This window comes from Pseudomonas sp. GW823-FHT06E10 (genome assembly GCF_058794995.1).
The window spans coordinates 248,327-267,626 of the sequence record NZ_JBXAHJ010000006.1; the positions used below are offsets into that span (position 1 = coordinate 248,327).

The 19,300-nt window shown below is 60.2% G+C and carries 17 protein-coding genes; 7 read left to right on the forward strand and 10 right to left on the reverse strand.

Annotated features, from left to right (window positions below; genetic code table 11):
- Positions 1 to 113 precede the first annotated feature (113 nt).
- The 4 genes from AC1Q6Y_RS12605 to emhA form a co-directional block, all read right to left on the reverse strand.
- Positions 114 to 1,373, reverse strand: a complete 1,260-nt coding sequence (locus AC1Q6Y_RS12605; RefSeq protein ID WP_492624638.1) for an OprD family porin — start codon at positions 1,371 to 1,373, stop codon at positions 114 to 116.
- Between the two features lie 438 nt (positions 1,374 to 1,811).
- Positions 1,812 to 3,272, reverse strand: a complete 1,461-nt coding sequence (gene emhC, locus AC1Q6Y_RS12610; protein WP_057716083.1) for an efflux RND transporter outer membrane subunit EmhC — start codon at positions 3,270 to 3,272, stop codon at positions 1,812 to 1,814.
- Positions 3,272 to 6,433 carry an efflux RND transporter permease subunit EmhB gene (gene emhB, locus AC1Q6Y_RS12615; protein ID WP_150812960.1) on the reverse strand — a complete coding sequence of 1,054 codons (3,162 nt, stop codon included), beginning with the start codon at positions 6,431 to 6,433 and terminating at the stop codon, positions 3,272 to 3,274. Before emhB ends, emhC begins: the two co-directional genes overlap by 1 nt.
- 3 nt (positions 6,434 to 6,436) lie before the next feature.
- Positions 6,437 to 7,594, reverse strand: a complete 1,158-nt coding sequence (gene emhA, locus AC1Q6Y_RS12620; protein ID WP_492624639.1) for an efflux RND transporter periplasmic adaptor subunit EmhA — start codon at positions 7,592 to 7,594, stop codon at positions 6,437 to 6,439.
- A 277-nt stretch (positions 7,595 to 7,871) separates the two neighbouring features.
- On the opposite strand from emhA, the gene emhR reads away from it, so the two are divergent.
- Positions 7,872 to 8,504 (forward strand): efflux system transcriptional repressor EmhR, encoded by a 633-nt coding sequence (gene emhR, locus AC1Q6Y_RS12625; RefSeq protein WP_057716080.1) that lies wholly within the window; start codon positions 7,872 to 7,874, stop codon positions 8,502 to 8,504.
- 307 nt (positions 8,505 to 8,811) lie between these two features.
- Here emhR and AC1Q6Y_RS12630 read toward each other — a convergent pair whose 3' ends face one another.
- The 4 genes from AC1Q6Y_RS12630 to AC1Q6Y_RS12645 all read right to left on the reverse strand — a co-directional run bounded on the left by AC1Q6Y_RS12630 (position 8,812) and on the right by AC1Q6Y_RS12645 (position 12,185).
- Positions 8,812 to 9,345: a hypothetical protein gene (locus AC1Q6Y_RS12630; protein WP_057716079.1), complete on the reverse strand. Its 534-nt coding sequence runs from the start codon at positions 9,343 to 9,345 to the stop codon at positions 8,812 to 8,814.
- Between the two features lie 262 nt (positions 9,346 to 9,607).
- Positions 9,608 to 10,657 (reverse strand): alkene reductase, encoded by a 1,050-nt coding sequence (locus tag AC1Q6Y_RS12635; protein WP_057716078.1) that lies wholly within the window; start codon positions 10,655 to 10,657, stop codon positions 9,608 to 9,610.
- Between the two features lie 21 nt (positions 10,658 to 10,678).
- A complete protein-coding gene (locus tag AC1Q6Y_RS12640) occupies positions 10,679 to 11,848 on the reverse strand; it encodes an MFS transporter (RefSeq protein WP_492624640.1) in 1,170 nt (389 codons plus the stop codon).
- A 34-nt stretch (positions 11,849 to 11,882) separates the two neighbouring features.
- Positions 11,883 to 12,185: an ArsR/SmtB family transcription factor gene (locus AC1Q6Y_RS12645; RefSeq protein ID WP_008019443.1), complete on the reverse strand. Its 303-nt coding sequence runs from the start codon at positions 12,183 to 12,185 to the stop codon at positions 11,883 to 11,885.
- Positions 12,186 to 12,355: 170 nt separating this feature from the next.
- Here AC1Q6Y_RS12645 and AC1Q6Y_RS12650 point away from each other — a divergent pair, with 170 nt between their 5' ends.
- Positions 12,356 to 12,934, forward strand: coding sequence for an acyl carrier protein phosphodiesterase (locus AC1Q6Y_RS12650; protein WP_154909676.1), 579 nt, complete (start codon positions 12,356 to 12,358; stop codon positions 12,932 to 12,934).
- Between the two features lie 123 nt (positions 12,935 to 13,057).
- Here the strand turns inward: AC1Q6Y_RS12650 and AC1Q6Y_RS12655 are convergent, their stop codons facing one another.
- Positions 13,058 to 13,849, reverse strand: coding sequence for a lysophospholipid acyltransferase family protein (locus tag AC1Q6Y_RS12655; protein ID WP_057716075.1), 792 nt, complete (start codon positions 13,847 to 13,849; stop codon positions 13,058 to 13,060).
- Positions 13,849 to 14,604: an L-ornithine N(alpha)-acyltransferase gene (gene olsB, locus AC1Q6Y_RS12660; RefSeq protein WP_057716074.1), complete on the reverse strand. Its 756-nt coding sequence runs from the start codon at positions 14,602 to 14,604 to the stop codon at positions 13,849 to 13,851. The genes AC1Q6Y_RS12655 and olsB overlap by 1 nt, the downstream gene beginning before the upstream one ends.
- Before the next feature lie 155 nt (positions 14,605 to 14,759).
- Here olsB and AC1Q6Y_RS12665 point away from each other — a divergent pair, with 155 nt between their 5' ends.
- From AC1Q6Y_RS12665 to AC1Q6Y_RS12685, 5 genes are all read left to right on the forward strand, one after another.
- Complete coding sequence (locus AC1Q6Y_RS12665) at positions 14,760 to 15,647, forward strand: acyl-CoA dehydrogenase family protein (RefSeq protein ID WP_223502349.1); 888 nt, start codon at positions 14,760 to 14,762, stop codon at positions 15,645 to 15,647.
- Positions 15,648 to 15,802: 155 nt separating this feature from the next.
- Positions 15,803 to 16,897 carry a serine hydrolase domain-containing protein gene (locus tag AC1Q6Y_RS12670; protein WP_492624641.1) on the forward strand — a complete coding sequence of 365 codons (1,095 nt, stop codon included), beginning with the start codon at positions 15,803 to 15,805 and terminating at the stop codon, positions 16,895 to 16,897.
- The gene (locus tag AC1Q6Y_RS12675) at positions 16,894 to 17,217 is read left to right on the forward strand and encodes an amidase (protein ID WP_492624642.1); all 324 of its coding nucleotides are present in this window, start codon (positions 16,894 to 16,896) and stop codon (positions 17,215 to 17,217) included. The genes AC1Q6Y_RS12670 and AC1Q6Y_RS12675 overlap by 4 nt, the downstream gene beginning before the upstream one ends.
- 271 nt (positions 17,218 to 17,488) lie before the next feature.
- A complete protein-coding gene (locus tag AC1Q6Y_RS12680) occupies positions 17,489 to 18,079 on the forward strand; it encodes a YceI family protein (protein ID WP_090453580.1) in 591 nt (196 codons plus the stop codon).
- 1 nt (position 18,080) lies between these two features.
- The gene (locus tag AC1Q6Y_RS12685) at positions 18,081 to 19,238 is read left to right on the forward strand and encodes a phospholipase D-like domain-containing protein (RefSeq protein WP_057716069.1); all 1,158 of its coding nucleotides are present in this window, start codon (positions 18,081 to 18,083) and stop codon (positions 19,236 to 19,238) included.
- Positions 19,239 to 19,300: the final 62 nt, after the last annotated feature.

Below are 19,300 nucleotides of genomic sequence, written 5' to 3' on the forward strand. Positions count from 1 at the left end.
GGAGAACAACCTGTGGGAGCGAGCTTGCTCGCGATGGCGTCGGCACATTCACTATTGATGTCGCCTGATACACCGCCATCGCGAGCAAGCTCGCTCCCACATTTGTTTTGTGTTTACAACAGGCTGATCGGGTAGCTAATGATCAGGCGGTTCTCATCGAACTCGTTATTGCTGTAATCGCGGCGCATGGTCGAGTTGCGCCATTTCAGGTTCAGGTCCTTCAGCGCACCGCTTTGCACGGTGTAGCCCAGTTCACTTTCGCGTCCCCATTCCTTGCCGTCGGTGATGGTGCCGGTGTGCACATTGTCACCGCTGATGTAGCGGTTCATCAGAGTCAGGCCCGGAACGCCCAGGGCGGCGAAGTTGTAGTCGTGGCGTACTTGCCAGGATTTCTCCTGGGCATTGTCGTAACTGGAGTTGTAGCTGTCGTTGGCCAGGGTACCGCCGCTGGTGCCGTTGACCCGCATCCAGGCGTTGTCGCCGGTGAGTTTTTGCAGGCCGACGTAGAAGGTGTTGCCGCCGTATTTGGCCGAAAACAAGCCGTACATTGTTTTGTTGTCCAGCTCGCCGGCCCGGGCGCTGCCGTCATCCTTGCCGTAGAAGAAACCCAGGTTGGCGCCCAGGGTCCAGTCACCCAATGGCTGGCTGTGGGTCAGGTTGATGAACTGCTGGCTGTAGATGTCCTTGAGCTCGGCGTTCCACAGGCCGATCTGGGTGCGCTTTTCGTTGAACAGGTATTCGCCGCCCTGAAAGTTGAAACGGTCGGAGGTGAACGCCGCTTTGCCGATCATCGACATGTCGTCCATGCTGCTGTCATCGCGGGGGCTGTTCTGCCGGAACTGGCCGCCGTAGAGCGTCAGGCCATTGATCTCCTTCGACGTGATCTGGCCGCCCCGGAAGGTTTGCGGCAACGAACGACCGTCGTCCGAACGCAGGATTGGCAACACCGGCATCCACTCGCCGACTTTCACTTCGGTCTGCGACAGCTTGGCCTTGAACGCGACATTGGTGCGCCCGAAGTTATCCGCCGGGCGACCGTCATGATCCAGCGGCAGTAGTTGCGTACCGCCTGTGCCTTTACCGCCGTCGAGCTTCACCGAATACAAACCGAGCACATCCATGCCGAATCCGACGGTGCCTTGGGTGAAGCCGGACTTGGCGTCGAGGATGAAACTTTGCGTCCACTCTTCAGCCTTGCCTTGGGCCTTGGTCGGGTTGGTGAAGTTGCGATTTATGTAGAAGTTGCGCAGGTTCAGGTTGACCTTGGCGCCTTCGACAAAACCCGACTCTTCGGCGCTGGCGGGCAGGGCCGCGCTGGCCAGGGCCATGGCAATCAGGCTGGGAACGAAGTACTGCGCGGGAGAAGGCGTCATGGGCTCGGGTCTCTCTAATTCTTTGGGATGAAGCGGGGTGATGCCGCAACCCTGGGTTGCAGACGAATATTCGAAATCAGCACGAACGAAGCGGATCAGCCGGAGAGGGCAGGGCGCGGGGGCATGGTGTCGAACCTGTTGTTATTGGTTTTGTGGTTCGGATGGTGCGTGGAATGTACTGGATGGTTCAATTGTTAAAAGCAGGTTTTGGGCGATTATCGAACGCAACATGTCGCTGGATTTTGTGTGGCCTGTGCGGGCCTCATCGCGAGCAAGCTCGCTCCCACAGTGGACTTACAGCGTGCATAAGATTTTTGCCAAACCCAGCCTCCTGTGGGAGCGAGCTTGCTCGCGATGGGGCCATCACTGAGAACACACCTTTTCCCGCAGCCAACAAAAAGCCCACCAAAAGGTGGGCTTCGTGTTCTCACAGCGCTATCAGAAATACTTCATCTTCGGCGCTTCTTCTTTCAACGGCTCGTTCTTCGCCGTCTGTTCGTTCCAGCCACCACCCAGGGCCTTGTACAGGTTGACCTGGCTGACCAGCTGCGCCAGTCGGTCGGTGATCAGCACCTGTTGCGCACTGAACAACTGACGCTGGGCATCGAGGAAGGTCAGGTTGCTGTCGACACCAATGCGGTAGCGACGCTCGGCCAGGCGGTAGTAGTCCTGGTTGGCACTGACGAAATCTTTCTGTGCCTGCAACTGCTGGACGTAGGTCTGGCGGGCAGCCAGGCCGTCGGCGACTTCCTGGAAGGCCGTTTGAATGGACTTCTCGTAGTTCGCCACGCCGATGTCTTTCTGGATTTTCGAGTAATCCAGGCTGGCGCTCAGGGCGCCGGCGTTGAAGATCGGCAGGTTGATCTGCGGTTGGAACAACCAGGTGCCCGAACCACCCTTGAACAGACCGGACAGGTCCGGGCTCAGGGTGCCGGCATTGGCCGTGAGGCTGATGCTCGGGAAGAACGCAGCCCGTGCCGCGCCGATGTTGGCATTGGCGGCCTTCAGGTTGTACTCGGCCTGAAGGATGTCCGGACGACGATGCAGCAGGTCCGACGGCAGGCCGGGTGGAACGTCGCTCAGCAGGTCGTCGTCAAGTGGTTTGGCCGCTTGCAGGTTGGCCGGGACACCGGTGCCGAGCAGCAGCACCAGGCTGTTCTCGTCCTGGGCGACCTGACGGGTGTACTTGGCCAGTTGCGCACGGGCGTTTTCCACCGAGGTGCGCGACTGTGCCAGGTCCAGGGCCGAGGCGACGCCGACTTCGTTGCTGCGGGCGGTGAGCTTGTAGCTCTCCTCGAAGGCGGCGAGGGTGTCCTGGGTCAGCTTGTACAGTTCCTTGTCGGCCTGCCAGGTCAGGTAGGCATTGGCCACGCTGGCCACCAGGCTGATCTGCGTGCTGCGGCGGCCCTCTTCAGTGGCGAAGTACTTCTGCAACGCTTCTTCGTTCAGGCTGCGAACCCGACCGAACAGGTCGAGTTCATAGGCGCTGACGCCAACAGTTGCCGAGTAGGAACTGCTGATGCCGGCTTCGCCGGTCTGGGAAGCATCAGCCGGAAGCCGCTGACGGCTGCCGCTGCCATTGGCCGAGACGGCCGGGAACAGATCGGCACGGGAGATGCGGTATTGAGCCGCGAACGCGTCGATGTTCAGGGCCGCGACACGCAGGTCACGGTTGTTTTCCAGGGCAACCTGGATCAGCTGTTGCAGCGCCGGGTCATGGAAAAACTGCTTCCAGCCCTGCTCGGCAGCCGCTTGCGCCGGTGCCTGGGCCGGCGAGTACGCCGGGCCCTGCGGGTACTGGCCCGCCACCGGTGCTTCGGGCTGCTGATAGTCAGGTATCAGCGAGCAGCCACCGAGCACGAAGGCGGCGACTGCCAGGGAGAGTAGCGACTTGCTCATTAGCCAGCCTCTTTAGAAGTTTCAATAGCGTCATCCTGGTCGGCGATTTTGCGCTGGCCAATGGACGACACGGTGACGAAGAACAGCGGGACCCAGAAGATCGCCAGCACAGTGGCCGTGATCATACCGCCGATTACGCCGGTACCGATTGCATGCTGGCTACCGGAGCCCGCACCGGTGGATATCGCCAGTGGTACCACACCGAGGACGAAGGCGAGCGAGGTCATGATGATCGGTCGCAGACGCATGCGGCAGGCTTCGATCGCTGCATCGCGCAGGCTACGCCCTTGTTCGTGCAATTCCTTTGCAAATTCGACAATCAGAATGGCGTTTTTCGCCGCCAGACCGATAGTCGTCAACAAACCTACCTGGAAGTACACGTCGTTGGACAAACCACGCAGGCTGGTGGCCATCAGCGCACCGATGATCCCCAGCGGTACAACCAACATCACCGCGATCGGAATCGACCAGCTTTCATACAACGCCGCCAGACACAGGAACACCATCAGCAGCGACAGGGCGTACAGCGCTGGTGCTTGCGAACCGGACAGACGCTCTTCGTACGACAGGCCGGTCCAGGAAATACCGACACCCGCCGGCAGTTTCTTGGCGATGGCTTCGACTTCGAGCATGGCTTCACCGGTGGAATAGCCTGGCGCCGGGGCACCGAGGATTTCCATCGCTTCCACGCCGTTGTAACGGGCCAGTTTCGGCGAACCGTAAATCCACTCGCCCTTGGCGAACGCCGAGAACGGAACCATGTTGCCGGTACTGTTGCGCACGTACCACTTCTGCAGGTCTTCAGGGCCCATTCGAGCGCCTGGCTGGCCTTGCACGTACACCTTCTTCACACGGCCACGGTCGATGAAGTCGTTGACGTAGCTACTGCCCAGGGCAATCGACAGGGTGTTGTTGATGTCGGCGATGGTAATGCCCAGGGCACTGGCCTTCTCGTCATCGATTTCCAGCTGGTATTGCGGTTCGTCGTTCAGGCCGTTCGGGCGCACCTGAGACAGAATCTTGCTTTGTGCGGCCATGCCGAGGAACTGGTTGCGCGCTTCCATCAGTTTTTCGTGGCCGATACCGGCACGGTCCTGCAGGAACACGTCGAAACCGGTGGCGTTACCCAGTTCCAGTACCGCCGGTGGCGCGAAGGCGAACACCATGGCATCGCGGAAGGTGAAGAAGTGCTGCTGGGCACGGGCCGCCACCTTGAACACATTGTTGTCGGCGTTACGTTCGTCCCACGGTCTGAGCATGATGAACGCCATACCCGAACTCTGGCCACGGCCGGCGAAGTTGAAACCGGTCACGGTAAACACCGAGTTCACCGCATCGCCTTCACCGCCATCCTTGCCAGGGCGCAGCAGGAATTCACGCATTTCGTCCACGACCACCTGGGTGCGCTGGGACGTCGAACCGGCCGGGGTCTGCACCTGGGCGAACAGTACACCCTGGTCTTCTTCCGGCAGGAACGCCGTTGGAATGCGGGTGAACAGCCAGATCATGCCAACCACGATCAGCAGGTACGCCAGCAGATACGGGATCTTGCGCTGCAGGATATTGCCGACACCGCGCTCGTAGCCGCGAACGCCACGGTCGAAATTGCGGTTGAACCAGCCAAAGAAACCACGCTTGGGTACGCCGTGCTCGCCTTTGGGAATCGGCTTGAGCATGGTGGCGCAAAGCGCCGGGGTGAAGATCAGCGCGACCAGTACCGACAGGGCCATGGCCGAGACGATGGTGATCGAGAACTGCTTGTAGATCACACCGGTGGAACCGCTGAAGAACGCCATCGGCAGCAGAACCGCCGACAACACCAGGGCGATACCGACCAGCGCACCCTGGATCTGGCCCATGGACTTCTTGGTGGCTTCCTTGGGTGACAGGCCTTCTTCGCTCATCACCCGTTCGACGTTTTCCACCACGACGATGGCGTCGTCCACCAGCAAGCCGATGGCCAGCACCATGCCGAACATGGTCAGGGTGTTGATGCTGAAACCCGCAGCCGCGAGGATGCCGAATGTACCGAGCAATACCACCGGCACGGTCATCGTGGTGATGATGGTGGCGCGGAAGTTCTGCAGGAACAGGAACATCACCAGGAACACCAGCGCGACCGCTTCGACCAGGGTGTGAACCACGCCCTTGATCGATTCGGTTACTACCGGAGTGGTGTCATACGGAAACACCACTTCCATCCCTTGCGGGAAGAACGGCTTGAGACTGTCGATGGTCGCGCGCAGGGCCTTGGCGGTATCGAGCGCGTTGGCACCGGTGGCCAGTTTCACCGCCAGGCCGGAAGCCGGGGCACCGTTGAACTGGGCGTTGATGCTGTAGTTCTCACCCCCCAGGCCGACTTCGGCAACATCCCTCAAGCGAACCTGGGAACCGTCCTTGTTGACCTTGAGCAGGATCTTTTCGAACTCTTCCGCGGTCTGCAGGCGGGTCTTGCCGATGATGGTCGCGTTCAACTGGGTGCCGGGCAGGGCAGGCAGGCCGCCGAGCTGGCCGGACGACACCTGGACGTTTTGCGCGGCGATAGCGGTCTTGACGTCGATCGGGGTCAGGTTGAAGTTGTTCAACTTGGCCGGGTCGAGCCAGATTCGCATGGCGTACTGGGAACCGAACACCTGGAAGTCGCCGACACCGGCGGTCCGCGAGATCGGGTCCTGCATGTTCGACACGATGTAGTTGGACAGGTCGTCCTTGGTCATGCTGCCGTCACGCGACACCACGCCGATCACCAACAGGAAGTTCTTCACCGCCTTGGTGACGCGGATACCTTGCTGTTGCACTTCTTGCGGCAGCAGCGGGGTGGCCAGGTTCAGCTTGTTCTGGACCTGGACCTGCGCAGTGTCGGAGTTGGTGCCTTGCTCGAAGGTCGCGGTAATGGTCATGGTGCCGTCGGAGTTACTTTCCGACGAGACATAACGCAGGTTGTCGATACCGTTGAGCTGTTGCTCGATCACCTGAACCACGGTGTCCTGAACCGTTTGTGCCGAAGCACCCGGGTAGGCCACGGAGATGGCGATCGCTGGAGGCGCAATGCTCGGGTACTGGTTGATCGGCAGTCTGAGGATCGATAGTGCCCCGACCAACATGATCACCAGGGCAATTACCCAGGCGAAAATCGGACGGTCGATAAAAAATTTCGACATGGTTTACTCCCCTTTGCCGCCAGAGGCTTTATCAGCTACCTGGGCGGGGGCCGGGTTCTTTACGGCTACGTTGGTCGCTTCACTGGCCTTGACTTCGATGCCAGGTTTGACGAATTGCAGACCTTCGGTGATCAGGCGATCGCCGGCCTTCAGGCCGTCTTCGATCAGCCATTGGTTACCGACGGTGCGGTTGGCCTTGAGTTGACGCAGTTCGACCTTGTTGTCCGGGCCGACAACCAGTGCGGTCGGCGTACCTTTGAGGTCGCGGGTCACGCCTTGCTGCGGGGCCAGGATCGCCGCGCTGTTCACACCGGCCAGCAACTTGGCGTGCACGAACATGCCAGGCAGAAGGGTGTGGTCAGGGTTCGGGAAAATGGCGCGCAGGGTGACGGAACCGGTGGTCTGGTCAACCGAGATTTCGGAGAACTCCAGCTTGCCGTCCAGCTTGTAGTCGCTGCCGTCTTCGAGGGTCAGCTTGACCGAGGCTGCGTTATCGCCAGCCTTTTGCAGGCGACCGCTTTCCAGCTCACGGCGCAGTTGCAGCAGCTCGACCGAGGACTGCGTCACGTCGACGTAGATCGGGTCGATTTGCTGGATCACCGCCATCGCATCGGCCTGGGCATTGCTCACCAGCGCGCCTTCGGTCACCGAGGAACGGCCGATGCGGCCGGTCAGCGGGGCGTTGACCTTGGTGTAGCGCACATTGATCTGCGCGGTTTGCAGCGCGGCTTCCGATTGCAGGCGGTTGGCCACGGCGGTGTCGTATTCCTGACGGCTTACGGCTTGTTCGTTGACCAGTTGCTGGTAGCGGTCGGAAATCGACTTGGTCGAGCGCAGGTTGGCTTCAGCGCTTTTCAGCGTCGCTTCATAGACCGACGGATCGATCTGGTACAGCTGCTGGCCGGCCTTGACGTCACTGCCTTCCTTGAACAGGCGTTTGAGAATGATGCCGTTGACCTGCGGGCGGACTTCGGCAATGCGGAACGCACTGGTACGGCCGGGCAGATCGGATGTCAGGGTGAAAGCTTGAGGTTGCAGAGTCACGACGCCGACCTGAGGCGGTGGGGCGGCCGGTGCTGCCTCTTCCTTTTTGCATCCGCTGAGCAGCGATGCCAGGGCGACGGCGGCGACCAGAGCGGTAACAGCTGGCTTGAATTGCATGAAAATCCTCGGGTCAGGCACGCAAGGTGCGCACTAGAAAGGTGGAAGGTTGAAAAATGTTTGCCGAGTGGATAAGTAGCTTGCTAAGGAATATACTTACGTACATGGCTGTTTGTAAATACCCAGGCTGCGTATCAACGCCGTTACACAAGCCGCTACACAAGCCGTTGAAAGGTTGGAATTGTAGGCCGGGGACGAATCCCCGGAACGTTCGCCCCACTTTTATTCAGCTGATGTTCAGGCATCGCTGAAGCACCCTGATTGAGGTTGTACTGCCATGGTCCGTCGTACCAAAGAGGAAGCTCAGGAAACCCGCGCGCAAATTCTCGTGGCGGCCGAAAAGGCCTTTTTCGAGCGAGGCGTGGCACGCACGACCCTGGCGGACATCGCGACCCTGGCCGGCGTCACTCGAGGGGCCATCTACTGGCATTTCAGCAACAAGGCGGATCTGGTGCAGGCCATGCTCGACACTCTGCATGAGCCGCTGGAAGAAATGGCCAAGGCCAGCGAGAGCGAAGACGAACTCGATCCTCTGGGCTGCATGCGAAAGTTGCTGATTCATTTGTTTCATCAAATTGCGCTGGACCCGAAAACCCGACGCATCAATGAGATTCTTTTTCATAAGTGCGAATTCACCGATGAAATGTGCGACCTGCGCCAACAGCGGGTGTCGGCCAGCCTCGAATGCAATGTGCGGATCGGCCTGGCCCTGAGTAATGCCGTGAATCGCGGTCAGTTGCCGGAAAACCTCGACACCGCCCGCGCGGCGATCAGCTTGCATGCTTATATTGATGGCATCCTGTACCAGTGGCTGCTGGCCCCCGACAGCTTTGAATTGCACGCCGAAGCCGAGCGTTGGGTCGATACCGGGCTGGATCTGTTGCGCTTTAGCCCCAGCCTGTGCAAATGAAACAAAATGATAAATTGGCTCTCTGCAAGTCAACCGTTGAAGTCACCGAGGATCATTTTACTTCGCGTGCCTTTTTTGCAATGGGGGCTTTTATATACGGACGTGTGCCAGGTTGACAGCTGCCAGGCTACATAATTTGTAGGAATTTTGTGTCGAGCTTGCATGGGGAGTGAACCTCGTGCGGATTCCACTACTGCTAAAAAGAACCCCGGTTTTGCGAGCCGGGGCCTGGAATGTGGCGAAGAAAATGCATCAGCAAGCTGATTTGATACGTTTTTTCACCGGCGTCTTTTCTATCTGATCAGTATCAACCGACTATCAAGTCGACGCTAAAACTGAAGGGCGCCTCTTTATTCTTTTTCGTGATGTCGGCAGTGACCTTATATGAGCTGTTGCTGTTGCCGGATCGCGTTATTGTTTTTGACCAATTTGGTTTCAGGTTCGGATGCAGGACGCCGAAAACCACTGAAACTGTCAGCTGAATAGCTAGCGTGAATATTAATCCATCTTCGGTAATGTACGAGAACTGTTGCAGGATCGGGGCGAACTTTCTTTTGTTGTAATACATTCCATTACTTGAGAAGTCCCGAAGGTAAGGAAGATCGAGGGTTTGCTCATCGTTCGCTTCGATTTCGAAAGCTGATAGCGAGGTTCCGGTCAAATCCCAGCCTGCTTTCAAGAGCCGGATCGGGCCATCGGTGTTGTTGGAAATGTTAATGGTCATTATGGTGTATTGATTGGGGAATTTACTGGCTGAAGCAGAAAAAATGCTGGAATCATCAGGTTCATATTCTGTGCGTGCAATGATGCGAGGCACGTTTATCGGGCCATTGTTGTTCATGCTGTTAATCCTTTAAAGTTATTGAAAAGGCTTTCCGTGGCGCTCGAAATGTTGTAGCGAAGCGTTGTGAAGTATTAGATTGTTCTGTTGGGTTTGTCTGGGTTTTAATTGTAATTTTGTATTGGGGTACGTGCAGGTGTGATGCAAATTTAGATGGCAGGTAAGTTGTCAGAGATTTAAGTATGACAAGCGGGTTTTGGCTTGTTTAAAGCAAAAAAAACCCGACGTCCAAAACGCCGGGCTATTCGAGTTTTTCGCAGGCCTACAAGGTTGGATAGTCGATGTAACCGACCGGGCCCTTGGCGTAGAACAGTTCCGGACGCGCTTCGTTCAACGGTGCGTCAGCCTGCAAGCGTGCCGGCAGGTCAGGGTTGGCAATGAAAGGTACACCGAAGGCGACTGCATCGGCCTGGCCACTGGCGAGCAACGCGTTGGCGCTGTCCTTGGTGAAACGCTCGTTGGCAATGTATGGGCCGCCGAAGGCTTCCTTGAGTTGTGCGCCAAGGCTGTCGGCACCTTCTTTCTCCCGCGAGCAGATGAAGGCAATGCCACGCTTGCCCAGTTCGCGAGCGACATAGGTGAACGTTTCAGCCAGGTTGTCGTCGCCCATGTCATGCAGGTCGGCGCGTGGCGACAGGTGCACACCCACGCGGCCGGCGCCCCAGGTTTCGATGGCGGCGTCGGTCACTTCCAGCAGCAGGCGGGCACGGTTTTCCAGGGAGCCGCCGTAGTTATCGGTGCGCTGGTTGGTGCTGCTTTGCAGGAACTGGTCGAGCAGGTAACCGTTGGCGGCATGGATTTCCACACCGTCGAAGCCGGCGGCCTTGGCGTTCTCGGCACCGACGCGGTAAGCGTCGACGATGTCGGCGATTTCAGCGGTTTCCAGGGCACGCGGTACAGGGAAGTCGGCCAGCGGACGAACCAGGCTGACGTGGCCCTTGGGCTGGATGGCACTCGGAGCGACCGGGGCTTCATCGTTCAGGTACAAACCGTGGGATATGCGACCCACATGCCACAGTTGCAGGAAGATCTTGCCGCCCGCGCCATGGATAGCCTTGGTCACGTTGGACCAGCCACGCACCTGATCGTTGGACCAGATGCCCGGGGTGTCCGGGTAGCCGACGCCCATTGGGGTCACCGAAGTGGCCTCGCTGAGGATCAGGCCGGCGGTGGCGCGTTGCACGTAGTACTCGGCCATCAGCGCGTTGGGCACGCGTCCTTCGTCGGCGCGGCAGCGGGTCAGTGGCGCCATGATGATGCGGTTGGCCAACTCGAGGTCGCCCAGTTTGATCGGATCGAAAATAGTCGTCATTTAGTGGCTCTCTTTTGGAGATTAGTTAGAAGTAGCTGGGGCCAGGTCGGGATTGCCGCTCTGACGGAAAGTAATCAGGGTCACCAGCAGGGCGAGTACCGCCAGTGCAGCTGCGGCGAGGGGGACGCTGGTCAGGCCGAAGCCGTGGGCGATCACACTGCCGCCGACCCAGGCACCCAAGGCGTTGCCGATGTTGAAAGCGCCGATGTTCAGGGTCGACACCAGGTTCGGTGCGGCCTTGCCGAAGGTCACCACGTTCACTTGCAGCGCCGGTACGGCGGCGAAGCACGCGGTGGCCCAGAGGAACAGGGTGATTTCGGTCGGGATCAGCGCGACGCTGGTCCAGGTCAGCACGGTGGACACCACGGCCATGGTGACGAACACACCGATCAGCGTCGCGGCCATGCTTTTGTCGGCCAGCTTGCCGCCGATGATGTTGCCGACCGTCAGGCCCAGGCCGATGAGCATCAGGGTCCAGGTCACGCCACGGGGTGAAACGCCGGTGACTTCGCCGAGCAGCGGGGCGACGTAGGTGAACAGGGTGAACACCGAGGCGGCGAACAGCGCGGTCATGCTCAGGGACAGCCAGATGCCGCCGCCCTTGAGTGCGGCCAGTTCGGCGCGCATGTCGAGTTTCTCTTCATCACGCTTGGCCGGCAGGAAGCGGATCAAGCCGATCAGCGCGATCACACCGATCACGGTCACGGCCCAGAAGGTCGAACGCCAGCCGGCTTCCTGACCGAGTGCGGTGCCCAGCGGTACGCCGAGGACGTTGGCCAGGGTCAGGCCGGTGAACATCAGGGCCACGGCCGAAGCGCGTTTGTTCGCAGGCACCAGGCCGGCGGCTACCACTGAACCGATACCAAAGAAGGCGCCATGGCACAGAGCGGTGACCACACGGGCGAACATCAGCACGTTGTAGTCGCCGGCCACTGCGCAAAGCAGGTTGCCGACAATGAAGATGCCCATTAACGCCACCAGGGCTGCCTTGCGCGGCAGTCTGGCGGTGGCCAGCGCCATGAACGGCGCGCCGATGGCCACGCCCAGGGCGTAACCGGTCACCAGCCAGCCGGCACCGGGAATCGAGACACCGAGGTCAGCCGCCACGTTGGGCAGCAGGCCCATGATGACGAACTCGGTGGTGCCGATGGCGAAGGCGCTCAAGGCCAGGATGAGTAGCGAGAGGGGCATGTTTAATTCCTTGTCGGCCGACTGACGTTAAGGGTCAGAGCTCTTTACTGAAGGTTTTGAGGAATTCCTGGATGGTTTCCTCGTTGCGTTTGAAAAAATGCCACTGGCCGACTTTGCGGCTGCTGATCAGGCCGGCGCGTTGCAGGGTCGCCAGGTGTGCGGACACCGTGGACTGCGACAGGCCGCAACGTTGATCGATCTGCCCGGCGCAAACGCCGTGCTCGTTACTGTGGGACTGGTCGGGAAATTCGACGGTCGGGTCCTTGAGCCAGTGCAGGATGTCTCGCCGTACTGGGTGTGCCAGGGCTTTTATTATTTCGTCGAGATTGATGGTCATGATGTGGGCTCGTGATGTTTAAAACGCTATATCGCGATGAGGCGAACTTTAAATCGGTATTTCGCGATATACAAATATGATTTGGCTCTGACCAACTCACATTTCGGTATATCGAGTTATAACGATATGTTGAGTGTAACAAGACAAGGGGGCAGTGCTAAGCTGCGCCCATGAACTATCTCGCACATCTTCACCTCGGTGGCCAGCGTCCCGGCCAAATGCTCGGCAGTCTGTATGGCGATTTCGTCAAGGGACGCCTGCAAGGGCAGTTCGCTCCGGACATCGAGGGGGCTATCCAGTTGCACCGCAGCATCGACGTGTTCACCGACCGCCATCCGCTGGTGGACGTCGCGTTGTCGCGTTTCTCCCTGACCCGTCGTCGCTACGCGGGTATCGTGCTCGATGTGTTTTTCGACCATTGCCTGGCCCGGGACTGGACGCTGTATGCCGACCGGCCCCTGGCGTTGTTCACTTCGGACGTTTACCGGGTGCTGTCCAGCGAACGGCAATTGCCGGAGCGGCTGGCGAAGATTGCGCCGCACATGGTGGCCAATGACTGGCTGGGTTCGTATCAGGAATTCGAAGTGCTGGAGCAGGTGTTGCGCGGGATCTCGCGACGCCTGACCCGGCCGGAAGAACTGGCGGCGGCGATGCAGGAATTGCGGCGGTTGTATGAACCGTTGAGCGAGGACTTCAGGTTGTTCTATCCGCAGCTTCAGGATTTTGCCCGGAACTATCCAACACCATAAAACCCCTGTGGGAGCGAGCTTGCTCGCGATTGCGGATTAACATTCAACGATGATGCTGAATGACCCACCGCTATCGCGAGCAAGCTCGCTCCCACAGGGTACTTCGGTGAATAAAAGATCGCGTCAAGCCGCAATGGCAGGGCGCATCGGTGCTCGTTGCGGTTCGACAATTTCACCAAACAACACCTTCTGCACCGCCTGCTGCGCCTCGAACGCCAATGCCGCGCGTTCCCGGCCTTCGCAAGCGATTGGCTTGAGCAGATGAATCTCCACGCCGCCACGGTCATTGGCGAACAACCGCATCAGATGCGACAGCAAGTCATCGTCGCCAATGAACGGCGCCAGCGCGCAAGTCTCGCCGTCACGCACATAACGAATCGCCACCGGCTGCATTGCCACTTCTGAATCGATGGCGGCGGACAGCAGGCGGCCGTGAAAAGTACGTAGCGAACGGCCATCGGTAGTGGTGCCTTCGGGGAACATCAGCAGCGGGTGTGCCTGTTCCAGGTGACGGGTCATCTGCTTGCGGATCAACTGGCTGTCACCCGAGCCACGGCGGATAAACAGGCTGCCGGCTTTGGCCGCCAGCCAGCCGGCTACCGGCCAGGTGCGCACTTCGGCCTTGGACAGGAACGACAGCGGCGTGAGCATGCCCAGCAGCGGGATGTCGGTCCAGGACACGTGGTTGCTGACCCAGAGCATCGGTGCCTTCGGCAGCTCGCCGTGGACGGTCACGTCGAAGGGCAGGGCATTGCTCAGGCGGGCCATGAAAAACCGCGACCAGCGTTGCCGGCGCGCCATCGAATGGGCCATGCCCAAGCGCTCGAACAGCCCGAACACACTGGCCATGCCCAAGCCCAGCGTCACCACCATCAGCACTCGCGCGATTCGCGCGTACACCCGCAACCGGCCCATTACACAGCCGCCTTGAAGTGTTTGGCGTAACGCGGGCAGAGTTCGTCGCGCTTGAGCAGGATGAACACGTCGGCGACCTGGAAGTCTTCGTCCCAGCATGGCTCGCCGCAGATCTTCGCGCCCAGGCGCATGTAGGCCTTGAGCAGCGGTGGCATTTCGGCGATCACGTTCGACGGAATGTCGAGGCTCGGCAGCGGGTTTTTCGGCTCGGCGCGCAGATGTTCGGTGCACAGGTAGCGTTCGCGCAGACGCTGCATGATCGCGTGGGCCTGCACGCCGCCATCCTGCATCGGAATGCTCGCACAACCCATCAGGTAGCTGTAGCCGCCCTGGTTCAGGACTTCGGCCAGTTCGCCCCAGAGCACGGCGATGGTGCCGCCATTGCGGTAGGCTGGGTCGACACAGGTGCGACCGATTTCCAGGATCGGGCCTTGCAGGTGCACCAGACCGTGGAGGCTGAACTCTTCTTCGCTGTAGAATTTGCCCAGGCTGCTGGCAGCCGTGTGGTCGAGTAAACGGGTGGTTGCCACCAGGCGCCCGGTATTCAAGTCACGCACGCCGATGTGGGCGCAGTGAACGTCGTAGTCATCCATGTCCAGACCCAGTTCAGCGCCCTTGAGTTTGGCGTTGAATTCGCCGCTGAACACATTGAAGCGCAAGGCCTGGGCTTCCTGCAACGCCTCGGCGCCCAGCAGGCGTTCGGCTTGCAGGCGGCGTTCGTTGCCGGTGTCGCTGATGCGGGCGATCTGAGTCATGGCGAATCTCCGTGCGGGCTGCTCACCCGTCTTTGGGCTACAGCGAATCGACTTTCTTTGTCTAGCCGTGTTGTGCAAAGTCAGGCTATGTAGCCCCGGTGTCATCGCCATTAAGCTTTGGTGATGCTTATATGACAGCCTTCGAGGAGACTCTTATGCCCTGGCAAACCCTGTTGAACCGCCGTGATCGCTTGCCCGCCAACCCGGATCTGGCGGAAGGTTTCGCGACCTTGTTGCAGCAGTTGGGAACGGTCACTCCGTTTGAATTGGCGGTGCTTGGCGGGCGGTTGATGGCGACACCGGGGCAAGCGTTTCTGGTGGGATATCAGGCGGCCTTGCGCATGCTCTGGCCGAGCGCGCCACTGAGCCTGGGCGCGTTGTGCGCCACCGAGCAGGGCAGCCTGCGTCCGGCCGATATGCAAACCCGACTGAGCGATTTGCGCCTGAGCGGACGCAAGGATTTCGTCACCGCCGGCAATGCCGCCGACTGGCTGCTGGTAGCGGCGCGCAGCGAGGAGCCTGGCGCCGATCCACGCTTGAGCCTGGCGGTGATCTATCGCGATGAGCCGGGTGTGCGGGTGGAAAAGCTGGCGCCGCTCCCGTTGATGCCGGACATCAGCCATGGCCGGTTGTTTCTGGATAACGCGCTGTGCGAGTTGCTCGCAGGGGATGGTTGGGACGCATACGTCAAACCGTTCCGAACGTTGGAAGACATCTATGTGCTGAGCGCCATGACAGCGTGGTTGTATGGCGTCGGCCAGGAATGCGATTGGCCGCAAGGCTTGCAATTGCGGTTGCTGGGGTTGTTGGCGGGGTGCGCGGAAACCAGCCGCCAGCCACCAACCCATCCGGCCGGGCATGTGTTGCTTGGCGGGTTGTTTGCGCAGTTCGAAGGGCTCAAGGCTGAGGTGAATGAGGCGTTGGCCGGAGGGCCTCAAGAGTGGGCGGCGATGTGGCAGCGGGATCAGGCGGTGATGGATTTGGCGGCAGGGGCGCGGGGCAAGCGATTGGCGAAGGCATTGGCGCAATCTTCACTGCCCTGACTGGCCTCATCGCGAGCAAGCCCGCTCCCACATTTGAAATGCATTCCCCTGTGGGAGCGAGCTCGCTCGCGATGGCGGCCTGATTGGCAGCATGAATTCCTGAACTGTCATCAACCTCGACTAGGCTCAGCAGGTTCAATCTTCGAGCCCCCGTCATGCCCAAAGGCCTGTCCCTGATTTTCCTGCTGTTGCTCAGCCTCACGACCCAGGCTGAAAGCTGGCCCGCCGAGCAATGGCCGACCGCGCCGACGCCCGCTGGCCCGGCGCTTCAAGCCCTGGAGGCCTATGCCTTCCCATCCCGCGATGACACCACTCGCCAGGGCATTCGCACCGATGCCTTGCTGGTGATCCGCGACGGCCAGTTGATCTACGAACGCTACGCCGGCCCGACGACGGCCGAGACGCCGCACCTGACCTGGTCGATCAGCAAGAGCCTGATGGCCGCGGTCCTCGGTGTGGCTTACGGCGAAGGCTTGTTCAAACTCGACGACCCTGTGGCGAAGTTTTATCCGCCCCTGCAAAAATACCCCGACCTGACCATGGCCGACCTGCTGCACTGGGCCTCGGGCCTGGATTGGCAGGAAGACTACGAATATGCACCGCTGAAGTCTTCGGTAGTGGCCATGCTCTACACCCGCGGTCACCACGACATGGCAGCGTTCACCGCGGCCCATGCCGAGTACGCGGCGCCGGGCCAGGCGTTTCGCTACTCCAGCGGTGACAGCAACCTGTTGTCCGCCGCGCTGAAAACCATCGTCGGCCCCGGCCGCTATCCGGACTATCCGTGGACTGCGCTGTTCGAACCGCTGGGCATCCGCCAAGCCGTGTGGGAAACCGATGCCACGGGCACTTTCGTTGCTTCGTCCTATGCCTACCTCACTGCACGGGACCTGGCCCGGGTCGGTCTGTTGATGGCCCGCGAGGGGCGCTGGGCAGACAGGCAACTGCTGCCCAGGGACTGGGTGGCGTTCAACCGCGAGCCGTTCGCTCACTATCACGCCGATCAAGACGAGGCCGTCCCCGGCGGCCAGTGGTGGCTCAATCGAGCCGTTGAGGGCGCGGCACGACCCTGGCCCGATGCTCCCGCCGACACCTTCGCCGCGCTGGGGCATTGGGGCCAGGCGATGTACGTGATCCCCAGTGAACAGCTGGTGATCGTCCGCTACGGCGATGACCGCGACGGCACTTACCGGCACAACCAATTGCTCCAGCTCGCGCTCAAGGCCTTTGCCGGGAAGGTGCAGCCATGAGTGGTTTCATTCGCCGTCGACCGCTCAGTTCCCTGTTGTTGATCCTGCTGATCGCCTTGCTCGGCTGGATCTGGCTCGAGCGGGCGGCGCTGTGGGCGTTCCCCGACATCATCAGCGCCTACACCGCCAAGGAATATTGTTCGTGCCGCTACGTGATGAACAACGATGCCGAGTACTGCCACGGTTATGTGAAACAGTGGCTGCCCGCCAGCGGCTTTACCGATGACCCGGTCGGCAAGAGTGTTTCGGTCAGTGGCATGGGCCGCAGCAACAGCGCGGTGTGGATCGGCGAGCGTCAGGGTTGTCGTTTGGAGCCTTGAGCGGGGTATGTGCTTTGGGTGGTGGTGAGTTTTTGTGGCGAGGGGGCTTGTCCCCGTTCGGCTGCGAAGCAGACGCAAAGCCAGCCTCCCCGGTCCGTCAGGCTTACTTGGTTGTAGACTTCAGCACTGCTTCGCAGCGCAACGGGGGCAAGCCCCCTCGCCACAAAAGCTCACTCGCCCTATGGAATGTGTTCATGGCGCAACAGAAAGTTTGCAACCTGTGACAAGCCAGTTAAGGTTCAGCACAGGTTTATCTGCCCCACGAGTCTCTATGTTCAAGCGCTCCACCTTCCAAACCCTCACTTTCCTGCTGTTGGCCGGTGCCGCGTTGTCGGCCCGCGCCGACTGGTACCTCGATGGCGAGTCTTCGCGCCTGTCATTTGTCAGCACCAAGAATGCCAATGTTTCCGAAGTGCAGCGCTTCCTGGTGCTGCACGGCAAGGTCGACCCCGAGGGGCTGGCCCAGGTGGAAGTCGAGCTGGAGTCGATCAACAGCGGCATCCCGTTGCGCGATGAGCGCATGCGCAAGGAACTGTTCCAGATCGACCGGTTTCCCGACGCCATGATCACCACGAAAATCGATCTGCGCCCGATCAATGACCTCGCTCCCGGCGCGCAGTTGGAGTTGCGCCTGCCGCTGATGGTCGACCTGCACGGCAAACAACACGAATACCAGGCCGAACTGTTGGCGACCCGACTCGATGACCGGCGCTTCCAGGTGGTGACCCTCGAACCGCTGGTGATCAACGCCGAGGATTTCGATTTGGCTCCCGGCCTGGAAACGTTGCGCAAACTGGCCGGTTTATCAGCTATCAGTCTTTCCGTACCGGTGGGTGCGGTACTGATTTTCACGGCGCGCTGACATGGCCGGAGCGATTTTTCCGTGGCGTGAAGGCAACCACTTCGAACTGCTGATCGACGGTCCGCAGTTTTTTCCGCGCATGCTGGTGGCGATTGCCCGGGCTGAAGAGCAGGTTGAGCTGGAACTGTATCTGGTGGAGGCGGGCGCCTGCGCCGAAGCCATGGTCCAGGCATTGGTGCAGGCCGCCGAGCGCGGTGTACGGGTGCGCTGTCTGTTCGATGATTACGGCAGCCTCGCTTTCACCCTGGCCTTGCGTCAGCGGCTGATGTCCGCTGGCGTGGAGCTGCGTTTTTACAATCGTCTGAGCTGGCGACGTTGGGTCGGCAACTTCTACCGCGATCACCGCAAGCTGTTATTGGTGGACCAGAGCCTGGCCGTGGTCGGCGGCACCGGTGTCACTGATGAATTCTGGACTCCGGGGGAAGACGCCAGCGAATGGCACGAAGTGATGGTGGAAATCACCGGCCCGCTGGTACTCGATTGGCAGCTGCTATTCGATCGTCAGTGGATTGCCAACCGCCATCGACGTGCCTGGCGACCGGCTTCGCATTTCGGTCTGCCGCGCCTGCCAAGGGTGCCGTCCATAGGCGAGGGCATGGGCCGGGTGGCCTATGCCGACGCCCGTCAACACCGGGACATTCTGCAATCGCTGGTGCGTGCCCTGAACAGTGGTCAGCGACGGATCTGGCTGGCTACGCCGTACTTTTTGCCGACCTGGAAAGTCCGTCGCTCCCTGCGCCGGGCGGCTGCCCGGGGCGTCGATGTGCGCTTGCTGCTGACCGGCCCCCGTACCGATCACCCATCCGTGCGTTATGCCGGGCATCGCTACTACCCGCGACTGCTCAGGGCCGGGGTGAAAATCTACGAGTACCAGCCGTGTTTCCTGCACCTGAAAATGGTCCTGGTCGACGACTGGGTGAGCATCGGTTCGTGCAACTTCGATCACTGGAATCTGCGCTTCAACCTGGAAGCTAACCTGGAAGCCCTGGACCCCGGACTGACCCGGTCGGTGGCGGCGAGTTTCGAACGGGACTTCGGGTTGAGTGAGCAAGTCAGCCTGGAGGAATGGAAGCGCCGGCCACTGTGGCGGCGGGTCAAGCAACGGGTGTGGGGATGGGTGGATCGGGTGGTGGTGAACCTGCTGAATCGGCGGGGTTGACCCCAGTTTTCTGAACACTGAAACCACTGTGGGAGCGAGCTTGCTCGCGATGAGGGCTTAAC